Annotated in this window: 16 protein-coding genes; 7 read left to right on the top strand and 9 right to left on the bottom strand. The window is 67.6% G+C overall.

Translation table 11 applies throughout. The features are described from left to right. Nucleotides 1-142: 142 nt before the first annotated feature. Nucleotides 143-499: a HesB/IscA family protein gene (locus E3T61_RS02085; RefSeq protein ID WP_066595323.1), complete on the bottom strand. Its 357-nt coding sequence runs from the start codon at nt 497-499 to the stop codon at nt 143-145. Nucleotides 500-629: 130 nt separating this feature from the next. Next, the gene (locus E3T61_RS02080; protein WP_134639277.1) at nt 630-2,066 is read right to left on the bottom strand and encodes a dipeptidase; all 1,437 of its coding nucleotides are present in this window, start codon (nt 2,064-2,066) and stop codon (nt 630-632) included. Between the two features lie 39 nt (nt 2,067-2,105). On the opposite strand from E3T61_RS02080, the gene E3T61_RS02075 reads away from it, so the two are divergent. Next, nucleotides 2,106-2,702, top strand: coding sequence for a DUF3043 domain-containing protein (locus tag E3T61_RS02075; protein ID WP_134639276.1), 597 nt, complete (start codon nt 2,106-2,108; stop codon nt 2,700-2,702). A 60-nt stretch (nt 2,703-2,762) separates the two neighbouring features. Here E3T61_RS02075 and E3T61_RS02070 read toward each other — a convergent pair whose 3' ends face one another. Further along, entirely contained in the window at nt 2,763-3,845 is a 1,083-nt protein-coding gene (locus tag E3T61_RS02070; protein WP_241992348.1) for an alkaline phosphatase family protein, read from the bottom strand. Between the two features lie 164 nt (nt 3,846-4,009). Between E3T61_RS02070 and E3T61_RS02065 the strand changes: the two genes are divergently transcribed. Next, nucleotides 4,010-6,496, top strand: a complete 2,487-nt coding sequence (locus E3T61_RS02065) for a DNA gyrase/topoisomerase IV subunit A (RefSeq protein WP_134639274.1) — start codon at nt 4,010-4,012, stop codon at nt 6,494-6,496. A 54-nt stretch (nt 6,497-6,550) separates the two neighbouring features. Beyond that, complete coding sequence (locus E3T61_RS02060) at nt 6,551-7,252, top strand: SDR family NAD(P)-dependent oxidoreductase (protein ID WP_134639273.1); 702 nt, start codon at nt 6,551-6,553, stop codon at nt 7,250-7,252. 21 nt (nt 7,253-7,273) lie between these two features. On the opposite strand, the gene E3T61_RS02055 is transcribed toward E3T61_RS02060, so the two are convergent. After that, the gene (locus tag E3T61_RS02055) at nt 7,274-9,352 is read right to left on the bottom strand and encodes a DNA gyrase/topoisomerase IV subunit B (protein WP_134639272.1); all 2,079 of its coding nucleotides are present in this window, start codon (nt 9,350-9,352) and stop codon (nt 7,274-7,276) included. A 200-nt stretch (nt 9,353-9,552) separates the two neighbouring features. On the opposite strand from E3T61_RS02055, the gene E3T61_RS02050 reads away from it, so the two are divergent. Beyond that, nucleotides 9,553-9,789 carry a DUF7455 domain-containing protein gene (locus tag E3T61_RS02050; RefSeq protein ID WP_066595309.1) on the top strand — a complete coding sequence of 79 codons (237 nt, stop codon included), beginning with the start codon at nt 9,553-9,555 and terminating at the stop codon, nt 9,787-9,789. A gap of 92 nt (nt 9,790-9,881) precedes the next feature. On the opposite strand, the gene E3T61_RS02045 is transcribed toward E3T61_RS02050, so the two are convergent. The 5 genes from E3T61_RS02045 to E3T61_RS02025 all read right to left on the bottom strand — a co-directional run bounded on the left by E3T61_RS02045 (nt 9,882) and on the right by E3T61_RS02025 (nt 15,805). Further along, nucleotides 9,882-10,619, bottom strand: a complete 738-nt coding sequence (locus tag E3T61_RS02045) for a type 1 glutamine amidotransferase (protein WP_134639271.1) — start codon at nt 10,617-10,619, stop codon at nt 9,882-9,884. Next, complete coding sequence (locus tag E3T61_RS02040) at nt 10,616-11,884, bottom strand: MurT ligase domain-containing protein (protein WP_134639270.1); 1,269 nt, start codon at nt 11,882-11,884, stop codon at nt 10,616-10,618. The genes E3T61_RS02045 and E3T61_RS02040 overlap by 4 nt, the downstream gene beginning before the upstream one ends. A gap of 10 nt (nt 11,885-11,894) precedes the next feature. Further along, the gene (locus E3T61_RS02035) at nt 11,895-13,280 is read right to left on the bottom strand and encodes an RNA polymerase sigma factor (RefSeq protein WP_420898458.1); all 1,386 of its coding nucleotides are present in this window, start codon (nt 13,278-13,280) and stop codon (nt 11,895-11,897) included. A gap of 196 nt (nt 13,281-13,476) precedes the next feature. Beyond that, complete coding sequence (locus E3T61_RS02030) at nt 13,477-14,811, bottom strand: MFS transporter (protein ID WP_134639268.1); 1,335 nt, start codon at nt 14,809-14,811, stop codon at nt 13,477-13,479. Between the two features lie 70 nt (nt 14,812-14,881). Next, nucleotides 14,882-15,805 (bottom strand): proteasome assembly chaperone family protein, encoded by a 924-nt coding sequence (locus E3T61_RS02025; protein ID WP_134639267.1) that lies wholly within the window; start codon nt 15,803-15,805, stop codon nt 14,882-14,884. A gap of 95 nt (nt 15,806-15,900) precedes the next feature. Here E3T61_RS02025 and E3T61_RS02020 point away from each other — a divergent pair, with 95 nt between their 5' ends. The 3 genes from E3T61_RS02020 to E3T61_RS02010 form a co-directional block, all read left to right on the top strand. After that, nucleotides 15,901-17,388 (top strand): leucyl aminopeptidase, encoded by a 1,488-nt coding sequence (locus tag E3T61_RS02020; RefSeq protein WP_134639266.1) that lies wholly within the window; start codon nt 15,901-15,903, stop codon nt 17,386-17,388. Nucleotides 17,389-17,495: 107 nt separating this feature from the next. Further along, entirely contained in the window at nt 17,496-18,869 is a 1,374-nt protein-coding gene (gene lpdA / locus E3T61_RS02015) for a dihydrolipoyl dehydrogenase (RefSeq protein WP_134639265.1), read from the top strand. A 67-nt stretch (nt 18,870-18,936) separates the two neighbouring features. Continuing rightward, nucleotides 18,937-19,300: biotin/lipoyl-containing protein (locus tag E3T61_RS02010; protein ID WP_338145494.1), on the top strand; the 364-nt coding region annotated here is incomplete at its 3' end.

The following is a 19,300-nucleotide window of genomic DNA, read 5'->3' as shown; positions in this document are numbered from 1 at the left end:
GGCACGGCAACAGGGTCGAAGGGCCTGTTCCGGGCGGATTCCCGGGCCGGATCACCGCTGAAGGGTCCGCCGGACGGCCGCCACCGGGATACGCACGAAGGAGACCGTCCGAGGACGGTCTCCTTCGTGTACAGCGAGACGTCTAGTGGAACGAGTCTCCGCAGGCGCAGCTGCCGCCGGCATTGGGGTTGTCGATGGTGAAGCCCTGCTTCTGGATGGTGTCCTCGAAGTCGATGGAGGCTCCTTCCAGATACGGCACGCTCATCTTGTCGACGACGACCTCTACACCGTCGTAGTCTCGGACAGCGTCACCCTCGAGGGTGCGCTCGTCGAAGTACAGCTGGTAGATCAGGCCCGAGCAGCCGCCGGGCTGTACGGCGACGCGCAGACGCAGGTCTTCGCGGCCTTCCTGGGTGAGCAGGCTGCGGACCTTCTGGGCAGCGACGTCGGTGAGGCCGACGCCGTGGGCTTCAGTGCGGGTTTCGATCGTGTCGGTCATGGTACTCCTCGGTATTATCCGGTTTCGCTTCGGTGAGCATCCCACGCGCATGGGGTCCGGCCGGCGAATCTGTTCCTAGTGTATCCGCCCGGCCCGGGAACGGGCTGGACCGGCGGCAGGGGTTGCCTGATCAGTGTCCGGTGCGTTCGTTCAGCCGGCCCAGCAGGAACGCCTCGCTGAGCACGGCCCGGGTGAAGACGCCCAGGTGCAACGACTCATTGGGGCTGTGCGCCCGGGAATCCGGGTCTTCCACCCCGGTGACCAGGATCTGGGCATCGGGGAATTCCCGGACCAGGTCCGCGATGAACGGGATTGAGCCGCCGACGCCGATGTCGACGGGGGCAACTCCCCAACCGGCCGTCATGGCCAGGCGGGTTTCGGCCACTGCCCATCCCCCGGTGTCGACCAGGAAGGGTTCTCCGGTGTCGAGGTCGTCGATCTGGATGTGGGCGCCGAACGGCGCGTTCTGACGCAGGTGAGCCTCGATCGCGGCGGCGGCTTCCCTGGCGGACTGACCCGGTGCGATGCGCACGCTGACCTGCACGCTGACGGACGGGGTCAGGGTGTTGGACGCGTTGGCGACGCTGGGCGCGTCGATGCCGGTGACGGTGAGCGCGGGTTGCGACCAGATCCGGCTGAGGATCGTGCCGTGGCCGATCGGCTGGACTCCATCAAGGAGGCCGGTCTCCTGGCGCAAGGCGGATTCCTCGTACGGCGGGGTCGGTGCGTCGTGACTGGTGAGACCCTCGATCGCCACTGACCCGTCCGCGGCATACAGAGTGCCGAGCAGCTTGATGGTCGCCATCATCGCGTCCGGAACGGCGCCGCCGAACATCCCCGAGTGCGACGCGTGCGCCAGGGTGCTGACGGTGAGCCGGAAGGTGACGTTGCCGCGCAACCCGATGGTGATCGCCGGGGTGTGGATGTCCCAGTTGTTGGAGTCGGCGACGACGATCGCGTCGGCCCGCAGCGCCTGCCGGTTCTCGGTGAGGAAGGTGGCGAACGAGCGGCTGCCGAACTCCTCTTCACCCTCGATGAAGAGCGCGAGGCCCAGGTCCAGGTCGCCGCCGGTGGCATCGTGGAGTGCGCGCAACGCGGCGACGTGCGCCATCACGCCGGCCTTGTCGTCGGCGGCGCCGCGCCCGTACAGCCGGTCGCCGCGCACGGTCGGTTCGAACGGGGGCGATTCCCAGTGTTCGTCGAGTCCGGGGGGTTGCACGTCATGGTGGGCGTAGAGCAGCACCGTGGGACGCCCGTTCTTGGCCGCGCGGGTGGCGAGGACAGCGGGCTGTCCGAGTTCGTCGGTGCCGGGGATCCCGGCCTGGGTCACGGTGACGGCGTCGAAGATGCCGATTTCCCGCACCAGTTCGGCGACAGCGTCGGCGCTGGTGCTCACGTGCGCCCGGTCGAAAGCCGCCCAGGACACGGAGGGTATCCGCACGAGCGTGCAGAGGTCGGCGATGGTGCGCGGGAGCTCCCGTTCGACGGCGTTCCGCAGCGCGGATTCGATCGTCTGCGCCGGGTCTTGCTGGGTGGTTCCTGCTTCTGTATCCGCGGTATCCGTCATGCGGGTAATCTTAAGGCAACCTGACTGCAAGGAACTGATGTGGCTAAGCAACCTGTAAATCCCGGCGCAGAGCCGTCGATCGAGTCCACCGACGAGACGAAGGCGCGTCTGGCCGGAACGCCCACCGGCAAGGGCCAGCCCACGCCGAGCCGCCGGGTCCAGGAGGCCGCGAACAAGCGCCCTCTGGTTCCGGACGACCGCAAGCTCGCCGCCAAACAGGCCCGTGCGAAGTCGGCCGATGCCCGCGAGAGGGCCCGTCTGGGCATGGCAGCAGGCGAGGACAAGTACCTGCCGCTGCGTGAGCGCGGACCGCAGAAGCGCTTCGCCCGCGACTACATCGACGCGCGGTTCAACGTGGGCGAGTTCATGATCCCGGTCATGTTCCTGGTCATCCTGCTCACCTTTTTCCCGGACCCGTCAGTGCAGACCTACGGCATCCTCGCGCTCTGGGCGTTCTTCCTGGTGGCGATCGCGGACTGCATAGTGCTGGGATTCATCCTGACCAAGAAGATCGAAGCCAAGTTCGGTGCCGACCGGGCCGAGAAGGTTCGTTGGTACGCGGCCATGCGAGCCCTGCAGCTGCGGGTCATGCGCCTGCCGAAGCCGCAGGTCAAGCGCGGCCAGTACCCGGCCTGACCCACGACACACGGCAACCCCTCGCAGCTCTCGCTGCGAGGGGTTTTTCGTGCTCAGCGGTCAGCGCCGGTAGGCGCCCAGGCGCACGAGTGGAACGCGAAGTTCCTCGTCGGTGAGCGAACCGTGCTGACCGATCATGCTGCGTGCGGACTGATTGGGTTCCCGGGAGTCGTAGTAGGCGATGAGCTTGCGGGCGGCGACGATCACGTCGCCGATGCGGGGTAGCGCCTCGGCCCGCACGGCGCCGAACAATCCAGCGGCGACGGCTTGGGCCCTGGTGAAGACCCAGGCTCGCTCACCCTCCACGGCACGCCAGTTCTCGGCCAGCACGTCCGCGTCTACCCCGGGTTCGGTGTAGAGCTGCAGGCAGCGCGGGTCGCCGCCGATGTGCCGCACGCCGGCGACGAGTTGCGGCACGGTGTCGAAGAGCACCTGCTTGGCTTCGGGTACGTCGACGACCCCGTGGTCTGCGGTGAGGATCATGCCCTCGTCCTGACGCAGGGCGCCGGCGAACCGGGCAGTCTCCGCGTCCAATGCCTCCAACTGGGCCAGCCAGCGCGGTGATTCCCAGCCGTGTGCGTGCGCGCTGATGTCGAGCTCAGGCACATACAGATAGATCAGCGCCCGGGGCTCGGTGTCGAAGACCGCGCGGGCCGCGGCGAAACGCGTGCCGATGGTCTCCGCCGGCAGGTAGGCCGCGCCGCGCAGCACCGCCTGGCTGAAACCCGATCCGGCGAACCGCTTGGGTCCGACGGCGAAGCTGGGGATCCCGGCCTCCGCGGCGCGCTCGAAGACCGTGGGCTGGTTCTGCCAGAGGCGCGGTTCCATCTGCTCGTCCCAGCCGGTGAGCTGGTTGACCACCCTGTCGTGCGCGCTGTCCAGGACCTTGTAGCCGACCAGGCCGTGGGTGCCGGGCGCGACCCCGGTGGCAAGGGAGGCGATGCCCGCGGCGGTGGTGGCCGGGAATACCCCGTCGACCACATCGGCCTTGGCCAGGTTGCTGGTGAGGAACCTGGCGTGCCCGGCCCTGGCCCGCAGATTGCTGACGCCCAATCCATCCGCCAGTACTACGACGGCCTTGCCGGTGCTCTGCAGGCCGAGCGGGTTCGGCTCGGCCGACAGCGACGCCAAGGAACTTGTCATCACATCGGCAAGGCGGACGGCGCTGAAGGGCCGGACCGGTAACATAGGGGGCATCTGGCCCAGTCTGACATAGACCCGGCCGCACGTTTCCTCAGCGCAGGTCCGTGCGCATCAGCCACGTGCCGCCGGTCCTGCCGGTGTGCACCACACAGCAGAATCTACGAATGAGCCGCTCAGACAAGACAGTGTCAGACACCACGGGGCCCGCTGCATCGACCGAGCGCATCGAAGACGTCGATGTGTCCACGGAGATGCAGGGGTCGTTCCTCGAGTACGCCTATTCGGTGATCTACTCGCGCGCCCTCCCCGACGCCAGGGATGGGCTCAAGCCCGTGCAGCGTCGCATCCTGTACCAGATGAGCGAGATGGGCCTGCGGCCCGATCGCGGCCACGTCAAGTCGGCGCGAGTCGTGGGCGAAGTGATGGGCAAGCTGCACCCTCACGGCGACACGGCCATCTACGACGCCATGGTGCGCATGGCTCAGGCGTTCACCCTCCGGGTACCGCTGATCGACGGGCACGGCAACTTCGGCTCACTCGACGACGGCCCGGCCGCACCCCGGTATACGGAGGCACGTCTGGCTGCGCCCGCGTTGGCGATGACCGAACACCTCGACGAGGACGTCGTCGACTTCGTGCCCAACTACGACAACCAGCTGACCCAGCCTGACGTGCTCCCGGCGGCCTATCCGAACCTGCTCGTCAACGGGGCCAGCGGTATCGCGGTGGGCATGGCCACGAATATGGCCCCGCACAACCTGATCGAGGTCATAGGGGCGGCCAGGCACCTGCTCGCGCACCCGCGGGCGACCCTGGACGAGCTGATGGAGTTCATTCCCGGCCCCGACCTTCCCACCGGCGGTACGATCGTCGGCCTGGCGGGCATCAAGGATGCCTACCTGACCGGGCGCGGCAGCTTCAAGACCCGGGCCAAGGTGACCGTCGAAGCGATCACGGCCCGCAAGGCCGGACTCGTCGTCAGCGAACTGCCGTACCTCGTCGGCCCCGAGCGGGTCATCGAGAAAATCAAGGACGGGGTCAACTCCAAGAAGCTCAGCGGCATCTCGGACGTCACAGACCTCACCGACCGCACCAAGGGGCTGCGCCTCGTGATCGGCATCAAGACCGGCTTCAGCCCGGAGGCCGTGCTCGAACAGCTCTACAGGGTCACCCCGTTGGAAGACTCCTTCAACATCAACGCTGTCGCCCTCGTCAACGGCGGCCCGCAGACCCTGGGCCTGGTGGAGTTGCTGCAGGTCTACGTCAACCACCGCATCGAAGTCGTCACGCGTCGCTCGGCGTACCGGCTGGCTCGCCGGCTGGAACGGCTGCACCTGGTCGAGGGGCTGCTCATAGCGATCCTGGACATCGACGAGGTCATCCAGGTCATTCGCGCCAGCGACGACACCGAACAGGCCCGTACCCGCCTCATCGACGTGTTCGACCTCAGCCAGCTGCAGGCGGAGTACATCCTCGAGCTGCGGCTGCGCCGCCTGACCAGGTTCTCCCGGATCGAATTGGAAACCGAACGGGACCAGCTGCTCGCCGAGATCACGGAGCTCCAGGCCCTGCTCGCCAGCAAGCAGGCCATCCGCACCCTGGTCTCCGATGAGCTGGCCACCATCTCCGACAGATTCGGCACGCCGCGGCGCACCCTGCTGACCGAGGCCCGACCGAGCATCGCCGGCGCGTCGTCCCGGAAGGCGGCCGTGCTCGAGGTGACGGACTCCCCCACCCGGGTGTACCTGAGCACCACCGGCCGCATCGCCAGAGTCGACCTGCCTGCCCCCGGCGACGACCAGACCGAACGGATCACGCCGGCGCACCGCCGCACCAAGCACGACGCCGTGCTGTCGGTGCTGGACACCACCAGCCGGTCCGAGATCGGGGCCGTGACCAATCGGGGCCGGCTCATCCGGTTCTCCCCCGTTGACCTTCCGGGGTTGCCGCCCACCTCGATCCAGCTCGCGGCCGGCGTCCGCGTGCGCGACTATCTGTCGTTGGGCAGCGGCGGCGAGGTTGTGCGGGCCCTGGTGGCCCTGGACAGCGACCGGGCGATTGCGCTCGGCACCCGGCAGGGGGTGGTGAAACGGGTCACCCCGAATGACTGGGCGAACAAGCCCGATTTCGAGATCATCGCGCTCAAACCCGGTGATGAGGTCGTCGGCGCGGTTCAGGGCTCCGAGGACGACGAACTGGTGTTCGTGGCCTCAGACGCGCAGCTGTTGCGGTTCCCCGCAGCCACCGTGCGCCCGCAGGGCCGAACGGCCGGCGGGATGGCGGGCATCAAGCTGGGCCCGGATGCGCGGGTGGTCTTCTTCACCAGCCTGTCCGCCGACGCCGCCGAAGACGCCGTCGTGGCGACGATAGCCTCCGGCAGCCAGACCCTGCCCGGCACGGATCCTGGCAGTGCGAAGGTGTCTGCGTTCACCGAGTTCCCCGCCAAGGGACGAGCCACGTCAGGGGTGCGGTCCCACCGTTTTCTCAAGGGCGAGGATGTCCTGGCTGTGGCCTGGGTCGGTGCTGCACCGGCGCGTGCGCTGGGCGTCGAGGGCTCAGCCCGGACCCTGCCCGAGACCGGGGCACGACGCGACGCCTCCGGCACCATGCTGGATGCCGTGGTCGGCTCGATCGGTTCGGGGATCGGCTGACCCCTCGCCCGGCTGTTCCCGCCGCACGGCCCGGTGTCCGCAGTAGGGTGGGGCATGCTTGAACTTCGCGGTTCCACCATCCTCGTTGTCGGGGCCACGGGCGGGCTCGGCCGGGAGATCGCCCGCCAGCTCTCCGAGGCCGGGGCGACCCTGGTCCTCAGTGCCAGGGACCCCAACGCCCTGGCCGCCCTCGGCCTGCCGGGCGCCGTCGTCGCCGCCGACCTCACCGACCCGGCCGCCGTGCGACGGCTCGTGGACGTTGCGGCCACCGTGACCGGCCAGCTCGACGGAATCGTGGTGGCGGCGGGGGTGGTGGCCTTCGGCCCGGCGGCGGAACTCACCGCTGACACCATTGCCCGGCTCTTCGCGGTGAACACGACCGCGCCGATGCTGCTGCTCCAGGCCGCCCACGCTCCCCTCGCGGCATCCGCCGCCGCCGGCCGGTCGCCCTTCCTGCTCACCCTCAGCGGGGTCGTCAGCGAGAGCCCGACCGCGAATCTCGCGGCCTACTCAGCGTCGAAGGCCGCGCTGGCCGCCTTCGGGTCCGCGGCGGGCCGGGAACTGCGACGGGCGGGCATCCGGGTGATCGACGCCAGACCGGGGCACACCGAGACGGCCCTGTCCACGCATCCGATCAGCGGGACCGCGCCGCCTCTGCCGGCCGGACTTGATCCCGCCGCCGTGTGCGCGCGAATCGTGCGCGGCATCGTCGACGGCGAACGGGACCTGCCCAGCACGGCCTTCGCGCCAGTCTGACCGGCGCGAGCGGCCGGCCGGTCAGACGTCGATACGTTCGCGGCTGAGCTTGTCCGAACTCTCGATGATGAATTCCTTGCGGGGGGCGACGTCGTTTCCCATCAGTAGTTCGAAGACCTTTCCCGCCATTTCGGCGTCGGCCACCTGGACCCGGCGCAGGGTGCGATGGGCCCGTTCCATGGTCGTCGTCGCCAGCTGGTCGGCATCCATCTCGCCCAGTCCCTTGTAGCGCTGGATGGGATCCTGATAGCGCTTCCCGCTCTTCTTGAGCGCGGCGAGCACGCCCTGCAGTTCGGCTTCAGAGTAGGTGTAGATCGTCTCGTTGGGCTTGCTGCCGGGGTTCATCACGACCACCCGGTGCAACGGGGGTACGGCGGCGAAGATCCGGCCGGCCTCGATCATGGGCCGCATGTAACGGAAGAACAGGGTGAGCAGCAGCGTGCGGATGTGCGCGCCGTCGACATCCGCGTCGCTCATGATGATGACCTTGCCGTAACGGGCGGCGGACAGGTCGAAGCTGCGGCCGGAACCGGCGCCGATCACCTGGATGATCGACGCGCATTCCAGGTTGGAGAGCATGTCGGAGACCGAGGCCTTCTGCACGTTGAGGATCTTTCCCCTGATCGGCAGAAGCGCCTGGTGCTCGCTGTCCCTGGCCAGTTTCGCCGTGCCGAGCGCCGAGTCGCCCTCGACGATGAAAAGCTCGCTCAGGGCGACGTCGTTGCTGCGGCAGTCCACCAGCTTGGCCGGCAGCGACGAGCTCTCCAGGGCGTTCTTGCGCCGTTGGGTCTCCTTGTGTGCGCGGGCGGAGATGCGGGACTTCATTTCTGCCACGATCTTGTCCAGCACCACTGCCGACTGGGTTTTGTCGTCGCGCTTGGGCGATGTGAACCGCTCGGTCATTGTCTTGTTGATCACGGCGGCCACGATGGCCCGGACCGCAGGCGTGCCGAGCACCTCCTTGGTCTGACCCTCGAACTGCGGTTCGGGCAACCGGACAGTGAGCACCGCGGTGAGGCCGGCGAGGATGTCGTCCTTCTCGAGCTTGTCGGAGCCGACCTTGAGCCGCCGGGCATTCTGCTCGACCTGCGCCCGCAGGAACTTGAGCATGCCCGCGTCGAAGCCCGCCTGGTGGGTGCCGCCCTTGGGGGTGGCGATGATGTTGACGAAACTCTTGATCACGGTGTCGTAGCCGGTCCCCCAGCGCAGGGCGATGTCGACCTGGCACTCCCGGACCAGCTCGGTGGGGATCATCGCGCCGGTCTCGGTGAGCACCGGCACTGTTTCCGTGAAGCTTCCGGCGCCGGTCAGCCTCCAGGTATCGGTGATGGGCGTATCGACGGCGAGGTGGTCCACGAATTCGGAGATGCCGCCGGCGAAGGTGAAGGACGCTTTCGCGGGCTCGGCACTGCGCCGGTCGTCGATGTCGATGGTGAGGCCCGGAATCAGGAACGCCGTCTGGCGGGCCCGGCCCATCAGGTCCTCGGTTTGGAAGGTTGCGCCCTTGGTGAAGATCTGGCGGTCGGCCCAGTACCGGATGCGCGTCCCGGTCACGCCCTTGCGCACCTTGCCGATCACGCGCAGTTCGCTCTTGTTCTCGAAGGGCGTGAACGGGGCATCCGGGCTCTTCTCGCCCGTGTCGGCGAAGACTCCTGGCTCGCCGCGGTGGAAGGACATCGCCCAGGTCTTGCCGTCGCGGTCGACCTCGACGTCGAGCCGTTCGGACAGCGCGTTCACGACCGAGGCGCCGACGCCGTGCAGGCCGCCGGAGGCCGCGTAGGAGCCGCTGCCGAACTTGCCGCCGGCGTGCAGCTTGGTGAAGACGACCTCCACACCGGACAGGCCGGTCTTCGGTTCGATGTCGACGGGGATGCCGCGTGCGGTGTCACTGACCTCGACACTCTCGTCGGGGTGCAGGACGATGCCGATCGACGACCCGTGGCCGCTGAGTGCCTCGTCGACGGAGTTGTCGATGATCTCCCAGAGGCAGTGCATCAGCCCACGGGAGTCGGTCGAGCCGATGTACATGCCGGGGCGTTTGCGCACCGCGTCGAGGCCTTCGAGGACCGAGAGGTGGCGGGCGGAATAGTCAGAACTCACAAGGGTTAAGGATAGTGACCCGACTGCGTCCCGCTCCGATCGACACTCGAGCGGGGTCCAATGCGCCGGGTTCACCGCGCCGAATGCTACGCGGTGAGCGAAATGTCACCCAACTGTGGCCCAATCGGGGCCGGGCCGTGTTTACATGGTGAGTAAGGATTCAATTGGTATCACCTGGTATCAGTCTGGAGGAGGAGAATATGTCCCAGATCGCCACCGAAAATGGTGCCGTCGACCAACAGGGCGCCCCCCACCAGCTCACCGCGGCCGACCGCTGCGACGCTTGTGGCGCTCAGGCCTACATCCGTGTAGTCGTGAACAACAGCGAGTTGCTCTTCTGCGCCCACCACGGACGCAAGCACCAAGAGAAGCTCGCCGCAATCGCCGAAAGCTGGCACGACGAGTCGAGTCGGCTCTTCGAAGACCAGAAGTCGTAGTCGCCGGTCGGCGCCGCAGTCCGCTGCGGCGCCGAGGGCGCCTGACGAAATCTTCTGACGAGATTTATCTGACGAGATCTATCTGACGATAACTATTCAGAGGTGAGGCTGAGCCGCACTGCAACCTGGTTGCGTGCGGCTTTTGCTATGCCATCGACCGATTCGGTCTGCGCGGACGGTGCCAGGGTCAGGCCCCTGGCGTGGCAGGCGGCCCGGAGGAGCCGGTCGGCCAGTTCTGGATTGCGGGCGAGGACCGGGCCGTGCAGGTGAGTCCCCGTGAAGCTTCCGTCGACCACACCCTCGGTGCCGTCGCCGTTGCCGATGCCGTAGGACACCGTGCCGAGCGCGGTCGCGCCCCCGGTGTAGCCGCGGACGTGGTTTTCGAAGCCGAGCAGGCGCAGACCCCCGGCGTCGACGGCGAGATCGTCGGCGACGCGGACGGGCAGGGCGCTCGCGCGCCCGGCCACCAGGCCCAGACCATCAACCGACGAGCCGTCGGGCAGGTCAAGCCCGGCACTGAGCAGCTCCCACCCGGTACCGACGGCCACCACGGGCACTCCCCCGGCCAGCCATGCGCGCAGGGGTTCGGCCAGGGTGGCGAGGGCATCACGGGCTGCCACAAGATCGGTGTCGGTCCCCGATCCGATCACGACAAGGTCGACGGCCTCGGGAAGGTCGGCGGCGGACTGCACGGCCACGATCCGGGCCGACAGTCCGGCCCAGCGGGCGCGCTGGGCAAGCACCCGCGCGTTCGCGGCGTCGCCGTTGGTGTCCAGCAGCCGCGGCAGCAGGGTCACGATGGTGAGGTCTGCCGGGTGATCTGCTGTCATGACGGGTCCGCTTCGTTGGTCTCCAGGCCGAGGTGAGCCCGGGTGCGCCGCATCGAGTCGGCCGAGAAGATGATGGTCTTGACACCGCGGGTGGGCTCCGGCAGGGCCAGGAAATCGTCGAGCGCCCGGCCGAGGTCGGGTTCGATCCGGTCGACGAGCACGCCGTCGTAGGCCAGCTGCAGGCCGATGTCGTGGGCTTTCGAACCGGAGGCGATCAGCACGTGGCCGAGGCCCGACGTGTCGGCCGGCCACAGGTAGGACGGGTCGCGCACATCGGAACCGATGGCGACGAGGATCTGTTCGGTGTCAGGGTCGAGGCTGTCCACGTTCAGCTGCAGGCTGGCCGGGTTCTGCACCAGCACGAATTCCACCGTGGTACCGCGCACTTTCACGATCTCACCCCGGCCGAACACCGGGGGGATGGTTGAGATCGCCGCGGCTGCGACGGCGGCATCGAACGTCTCGAGCAGTGCCGCCCGGGCGGCGGCGAGGGCGGTGAGTGCGTCCACTGCATAGTGGGTGCCCCTGGCAGGCAACCGCAGCTCGTGCATCCGCCCATCGACCAGGACAGTTGCGTCGAGCCCGCTGACCCCGGTCAGGATCATGCCGTCGGCGGCCTCGAGCCGGGTCGGCGAGGTGAGCGTGTATCCCAATCCGCGCGGGTTCGCCGCGAGCACCTCGTCAGCCACCCCGTAGCGGGCAACGCTGACGCCGGCGGCGATACCCTCGCCCAGCCTGGCCAGGTAGAGGTCGTCGGCGTTCAGCACGACGGTGCCGGTGGCGCGTGCGGCGATCTTCGCCAGCATCGCGGCGACCATGTCGGAATCGTGGAACCTGTCGATCTGATCGACCATCACGTTGGTCAGCACGACCACGCGCGGGTGCAAAGTGCCCGAGATCAGCGCGCCGTGGCCCTCGTCCATTTCCAGTACCGCGATATCGCCCGCGATGCGGCCGGTCAGGCTGACCCGCTCCAGCAGCGCCGAGGTGAGACCCTGGCTTATGTTCGCCGTCGACTGGTTGGTGAACACCGACAGACCGTGGGCGCGCAGGGCGGCAACGAGCATCTTGGTGGTCGTGGACTTGCCGGCCGACCCCGTCACGATGACGAGCCCACCGGGAAAGCCGTTCAGGGTGCGCGGGAGGAACCCGGGCGCGATGGTGTTGACCACCAGGCCGGGTACCGCAGACCCGCCACCGGGTTTGCGCCAGCGCGCGAGGGTGCGCGCGATCCTGCCGAGCAGGATCGCCGGCGCGTACCGCACAGGCAACTCTTTACTCGAGGTAGTCGCGAAGCGACTGCGACCGGGACGGGTGGCGCAGCTTGGCCATGGTCTTCGACTCGATCTGGCGGATACGCTCCCGCGTGACGCCGAAGGTGTCGCCGATCTGGTCGAGGGTCTTGGGCATGCCGTCGCCGAGGCCGAAGCGCATCCGGATCACGCCGGCTTCACGCTCGGACAGCGAGTCCAGCAGGCTCTCGAGCTGCTTCTGCAGCATGGTGAAGCCCACGGCGTCGGCGGGAACCACCGCTTCGGTGTCCTCGATCAGGTCGCCGAATTCGCTGTCGCCGTCCTCGCCGAGGGGGGTGTGCAGGGAGATCGGCTCGCGGCCGTACTTCTGCACCTCGACGACCTTTTCCGGGGTCATGTCAAGTTCGCGGCTCAGCTCTTCCGGCGTGGGTTCACGACCGAGGTCCTGCAGCATCTGACGCTGCACCCTGGCGAGCTTGTTGATGACTTCCACCATGTGCACCGGGATGCGGATGGTGCGGGCCTGGTCGGCCATGGCCCGGGTGATGGCCTGGCGGATCCACCAGGTCGCGTAGGTGGAGAACTTGAAGCCCTTGGTGTAGTCGAACTTCTCGACCGCACGGATGAGGCCCAGGTTGCCTTCCTGGATCAGGTCCAGGAACTGCATGCCGCGACCGGTGTAACGCTTGGCCAGCGACACCACCAGGCGCAGGTTGGCGCCGAGCAGGTGGCTCTTCGCGCGGGCGCCGTCCTTGGCGACCCACTGCAGTTCGCGTCCTAGCGCGCTCTTCTTCTCGGCGTCGGTCATCTGGGAGAGCTTGTCCTCGGCGAAGAGACCGGCCTCGATGCGCATGGCCAATTCGACTTCTTCGGCGGCGTTGAGCAACGCGACCTTACCGATCTGCTTCAGGTAGTCCTTGACCGGGTCGGCCGTCGCGCCGGTGATGGCGCTGGAGTAGACCGGGACCTCGTCTTCGTCGTCGACGAGGGACAGCACGAGCGCACCGCTGGGCAGCGGCTCTGCGGGGGTGACCCGCTTGGCTGTGCCGTCGGTGGAGTCGTCGTCATCGTTGTCGTGCTCATCGCCGGGCGCCGCGACCTCGTCGTCGCCGGCTTCGGCAGCGCCGGCCTTCTTCTTGCCCGCAGGCGCCTTGGCCTTGGCGGCGGCGCGCTTCCGCGGCGCGGCCTTCTCGGGCGCATCGGCACCGTCAGCGGCCGCGGCCTTGGCGGCGCGCGTTGCCGCGGCCTTCTGCGCGGGCGTCTTGGCCACGGTGGCGGTCGATGCGTCGTCGGCCGGCGCGGTCTCGGTGGTCTTCAATTCGGGCTCTGTCTTCGTTGGGGTTGCCATTCGAACACCTCTCATGCCGTGGTTCGTGCGCGTGCGGCGCGGCCGCGCTCCTTCTGACATCCGGCACGGGCCGGGTTCAGCAAAGGAGCGGGGATTTGTGGCCATTACGTTTGTGGGCAGTACGTTTTTGGGCAGTACTAGGACCCATGTCAAGTCCCCGGGATTGCAGCCGACAAGCAGTCGGTGCGCCCAGGAACCAGAACGGGTCCTATTGACAATTATTGCACGGATTGTGTATAAACCGAGCCACGCGTGCCTACAGTCCCCGTCTGCGGTGCCGCAACTTCCTAGAGAGTTCAACCCAGAGCGGGGCTACTTCTATTCCCTCGTCACGGGAGAGCAGGCGCCTGGTTCGCTTGCGGGTGTTGATGAGCATCACCACGCCGGTGCCGACGATCAGGAACTGCACCGTGAACGCGATACGGAAGGAGTCCAACGAGTACAGGTCACTGGCTCCGCCCTGCGCCTGGCGCCAGCCGTCCTGCAGGTCCAGGAGCACCCCGATCAGGAACATCATCACAAAGCTGGCCAGGAATCCACCGACGTTGACGACGCCGTTCGCCGACCCGAGGCTGCGCTGCGGGTTGAAGGTGCGGGCGAAGTCGAAGCCGATCAGCGACCCGGGGCCACCACCGCCCAGCACTATCAACAGCAGGACGATGAGCCAGAGGGGCGGGGCCACCGGCCACAGGAGCACCAGCGCCCACGCAGTGGCCATCGCCGTGACGATGCCCAGCACGATGTTGCTGCGCCGCAATGGATGCCGCGCCGTCAGCACGCCCAGGATCGGCCCGCAGATGATTCCCGCCGCGACCGGGATGGTGAGCATCATCGCGGCCATGCTCGACTCGTAGCCGAGTCCGTAGACCATGAACGGGAAGCCCCACAGCAGGGTGAAGACGGTTCCGGACGACTGGGTCACGAAGTGCGACCAGAAGCCCAATTGGGTACCTGGCCGGCTGAAACTGTGCCGCAGCTGGGTCAGTGCACTCCCCCAGTCGCTCGGCCGGGGCTGGTCGAGTGAACCGGCCGGCCGGTCGCGGATGCCGACGACCACAACAACGAAGGCCACGAAGGCCACCAGGGTGGCGGCCAGGAACGCCGGCGTCCAGCCGAACTCGTGCAGGATCCAGGCGAGCGGCACGGCGGAGAGCACCTGGCCCAGCTGGCCGATATTGCCGAACCACTGCGAGAGCTGGGGCACGGTGCGGCCGGAGAACCAGGAGGTGATCAGCCTGATCATCGAGATGAAGATGGTGGCGTCGCCCGCCCCCACCAGCATCCGGCCCAGCACTGCGATCGTGATGGACGGTGCGAAAGCGAGCATCAGCTGTCCAGCCACCATCAGCACGGTGCCGGAGAGCATCAGCACGCGGGGCCCGAACCTGTCGATCAGGACTCCGACCGGAATCTGGGCGGCGGCGTAGACGATCAGCTGCACCACGGCCAGACTGGACAGGACGGCGGCGGAGCCACCGAATCGTTCGGTTGCCGACACCCCCGCAATGCCGAGCGACGTGCGCTGCATGACGGCGGACAGGTACACGAACGATCCGAAGGAAAAGATCAACCAGGATCGACGAGAGTTCACTCGCCTCAATCTAGCCGGACGGTCGGCCTCCCCGGACCATTCGGCTGGTGACAGGCCCGCTGCCGACGGGCTACGGCTGTTGCCCGTCGTCCCGGCCGCGCCTGGTGGCGAGGAACTTCTCCAATTCGGCGGCGATCTCGTCCGCCGACGGCAGCGCACCGTCTTCGTCGGTCAACGGCGACCTGAGCGTGTTCCCCTCCATATAGGCGTCGTAGCGTTCCTCGAGGGTGCCGACGAGTTTGGCCAATTCGGGGTTGTCACCGACCTGCTCGTCGATCCGGCCGATGAACTCGCGATTCTTCTCGCGGAGCCGGTCGGTCGGGAAGATCAGCCCGGTGGAGGCGCTGGTGCTTTCCAGCGCGGACAGGGCCGCGGATGGGTATTCGGTGTCGGCCAGGTAATGCGGAATGAGGAGGACGTAGCCGATGGTCCAGGCTCCGATCTCCTGCAATCTGAACTCGACGAGGTGCAGGGCGTTCGCGGGCACCTGGGTGTGCGGGCGCCACACCGACATGCTCTCGATAAGGTCGGTGCGGTTGCCGCTGACCGTCACGCCGATGGGCCGGGTGTGTGGCACCGGCATCGGGATCGCGTGCACCCAGGTCGTGGACGACACGGTGAACCGGCTGACCAACTCGAGCACAGCGGCCGTGAACTGCTCCCATCGGAAGTCCGGTTCGAAGCCGGCCAGGAGAAGGAACGGCTGGCCGATCTCGTCTCGTGCCAGGTATAGGCGCAGTCTCGGCGGCTGGTAGTCGGTGAGGTGGTCCTGATCGAAGTAGATGATCGGGCGCCTGGCCCGGTAGTCCAGCAGCAGATCGGCGTCGAACTCCGCGATCACCTCGTGCTCGAGGGTGGCGAGCAGGTATTCGGTGAATTGCGACACGGCCCCACCGGCGTCCGCGAAGCCGGTGAGGCCGGCGACGAGATGCAGCCCTTCGGGGACGCCGGCGGCGTCCGCAGTGAGCGTGTAGATTTCATCGGGATCGCGCATTCGTTAACTCTAGGCGGAGGTTTCGCCCGGCGTCAGGGAATCGCGGCCAGGCCGTGGTGCCCAGAGCGAACACCTGCGCCCCGTACCATCAAGGCATGACCGTTTCCCGCGTTTCCGTGTCCGCACAGCCCTCGATCGAATCCACCGCAGACGTCATCGTCCTCGGCGCCGTGCAGGGAAAGGACGGACCGACCCTGCTCGCCGACCCCGGATTCGAGCAGATCGCCGCTCAGTTCGCCGCCGTCGGCGTGTCGGGAACGAAGGATCAGCTGGTCCGTTTTGCGCCCGTGGTCGGAGCCGCCCGCAGCATCGCCGTGATCGGACTCGGCTCCGTCGTCTCACCGGAGTCGCTGCGCTACGCGGCCGGTTCGGCGGTGCGGCAGCTCACCGGCACCACCACGGTGGCGTTCGCCCTTCCGTTGGCCGATCGGGACCAGGCCGACGCCGTGCTCGAGGGCGCCGCGCTCGGTGCGTACTCTTTCACCACCTACCGCACGGCATCGCTGGCGTCCACAAAACTGCCGGCCGCAGACATCACCGTGCACACCGACCAGGCCGCCGAGGACGCATCCGAACGGGCCGGGATCATCGCTGACGCCGTGAGCCTGGTGAAGGACCTCGTCAACATGCCGCCGCTCGACCTCTACCCCGCTTCCCTGGCCGACCTGGCCGCGGCCGCGGCCGAGGGGCTCCCGGTGACCCTGACGGTGTGGGACGAGGAGCAGCTCGTCGCCGACGGGTTCGGCGGAATTGCCGGCGTCGGCCAGGGCTCGACCCGGCCGCCCCGGCTGGTCAAGGTCAGCTACGACCCGATCGCCGCGACCAAGCACCTCGCCCTGGTGGGCAAGGGCATCACCTTCGACACCGGCGGACTGTCCTTGAAGCCGCCGGCATCGATGGTGGGCATGAAATACGACATGACCGGTGCCGCAACCGTGCTGGCCGTCACGCTCGCCGCCGCCCGCCTGCGCCTGAATGTGCGGCTCACGGCCTGGCTGTGCATCGCCGAGAACATGCCCTCAGGTTCGGCGATCCGCCCGAACGATGTGCTCACCATCCGCGGCGGACGGACCGTCGAAGTGCTCAACACCGACGCCGAAGGCCGGCTGGTGCTCGCGGACGGACTTGTCGCGGCCGGGGAGGAGACCCCGGACGCGATCATCGACGTGGCGACGCTCACGGGCGCTGCCGTTGTGGCCCTCGGCACCCGCTACTCCGCCGTGCTCGGCGACGACGACCTCGTCGCGCACGTCCTCGCCGCCAGCAAGGCCGAGGGTGAACTGGCCTGGCCGATGCCGATGCCCGAGGAACTGCGCGCGCTGCTCAACTCCGACGTCGCGGACATCGCAAACGCCAAGATCGGCAACACCGGCGGCGGGATGCTCCTGGCCGCGGTCTTCCTCAACGAATTCATCGGCAAGACCGGCGAGGGCGCTGACGCAACCACCATTCCGTGGGCCCACCTCGACATCGCCGGCAGCGCCCAGCTCGTCGGCAGCGGGCTCGGCTTCACGTCCCCCGGGCCCACCGGCGTGACGGTGCGCACCCTGCTGCGACTGGCCGAGGACTTTTCACGCCCGTAGTAAGGTCTTATAGGCAGGAAAATCCTTGCCGTTCAACGTCTGTCCACGCACAACACGTGCGTCGGACGGGCCGTGAAAGTGTATGTGATGCACGAGGGAGTATCTGGGTGTCTGAACAGAATTTTGACCTTGTAGTTCTCGGTGGCGGCAGTGGCGGCTACGCAGCCGCGTTGCGTGCCGTTCAGCTGGGCCTGACCGTCGGCCTGATTGAGAAAGACAAGCTCGGTGGCACCTGCCTGCACGTCGGTTGTATCCCGACCAAGGCGTTGCTGCACTCGGCCGAGGTCGCCGACGTGAGCCGCGAATCGGCCAAGTACGGGGTGAACACCTCCTTCGAAGGCATCGACATGGATGCCGTGACCAAATTCCGCGAGGGCATCGTCGCCAGCAAGTTCCGCGGCCTGCAGGGACTGATCAAGGCCCGCGGCATCACCGTCATCGCGGGCGAGGGCAAGCTCATCTCCCCCACGACCGTTCAGGTCGGCGAGGACACCATCGTCGGCAAGAACGTCGTGCTGGCCACCGGGTCGTACTCCCGGTCGCTGCCCGGCCTGGCCATCGAGGGACGCGTCATCACCAGCGAGCAGGCCCTCGAGCTCAACTACGTGCCCAAGAAGGTCGCCGTGCTCGGCGGCGGCGTGATCGGCGTCGAGTTCGCCAGCGTCTGGAAGTCCTTCGGCGCCGACGTCACCATCATCGAAGCCCTCCCCCACCTCGCTCCGAACGAGGAGGAGTCGGTCTCCAAGCAACTCGAGCGGGCATTCCGCAAGCGCGGCATCGACTTCTCCCTCGGTGTGCGGTTCCAGTCGGTCAGCCAGGACGACTCAGGCGTGGTCGTCACCCTCGAGAACGGCACCACGATCGAGGCCGAGCTGCTGCTCGTCGCCGTCGGTCGCGGCCCGTCCACCGCTGGTCTCGGTTTCGAAGAGGCCGGTATCACCATGGACCGCGGCTTCGTCATCACCGACGAACGACTCGCCACCAACATCCCCGGCATCTACGCCGTCGGCGACATCGTTCCCGGCCTGCAGCTCGCGCACCGCGGTTTCCAGCAGGGCATCTTCGTCGCCGAGGAGATCGCGGGCCTGGCCCCGATCGTCGTCGACGACCTGAACATCCCCAAGGTCACCTACTGCGACCCCGAGATCGCGTCAGTCGGTTACACCGAGGCCAAGGCCGTCGCCAAGTTCGGTGCCGACAAGGTCACCAGCTACGAGTACAGCCTCGGCGGTAACGGCAAGAGCTCGATCCTCGGCACCACGGGGTCGATCAAGGTCGTCCGCGAGGCCGATGGCCCCATCATCGGCATCCACATGATCGGCGCCCGCGTGGGCGAACTGATCGGTGAAGGCCAGCTCATCGTGAACTGGGAAGCGTACCCGGAGGACCTCGCTCCGCTGCTGCACGCGCACCCCACCCAGAACGAAGCGCTTGGCGAGGCCTTCCTGGCCCTCGCCGGCAAGCCCTTGCACGCGATGTAGCCCGTTACGGCACACAGATTCTCACTAACATTGGTCAGACATTAATGGTTTCAAAGGAGACAAACGCATGAGCGAATCCGTCAACCTCCCGGCACTCGGTGAGAGTGTCACAGAGGGTACGGTTACCCGCTGGCTGAAGAACGTGGGAGACCGCGTCGAAGTCGACGAACCGCTGCTCGAAGTATCGACCGACAAGGTCGACACGGAGATCCCATCCCCCATCGCCGGTGTCATCGAAGCCATCCTCGTCCAGGAGGACGAGACCGTCGAGGTCGGCACCCCGCTGGTGACCATCGGCGACGGTTCGGCCGCCGCAGCGCCTGCCGAGCAGGCACCTGCCGCCGAGGTTCCCTCGACCGAGGCGCCGGCGCCCGCCGAAGCGCCTGCCGCCGCCGCGCCGCCCGCTCCGGCAGCCGTCGAGCCGGCGCCCG

This window comes from Cryobacterium lactosi (assembly GCF_004403945.1).
Taxonomy (GTDB): Bacteria; Actinomycetota; Actinomycetes; order Actinomycetales; family Microbacteriaceae; genus Cryobacterium; species Cryobacterium lactosi.
Note: the sequence above shows the minus strand (reverse complement) of the source record. Positions and strands in the feature narration are given on the sequence as shown.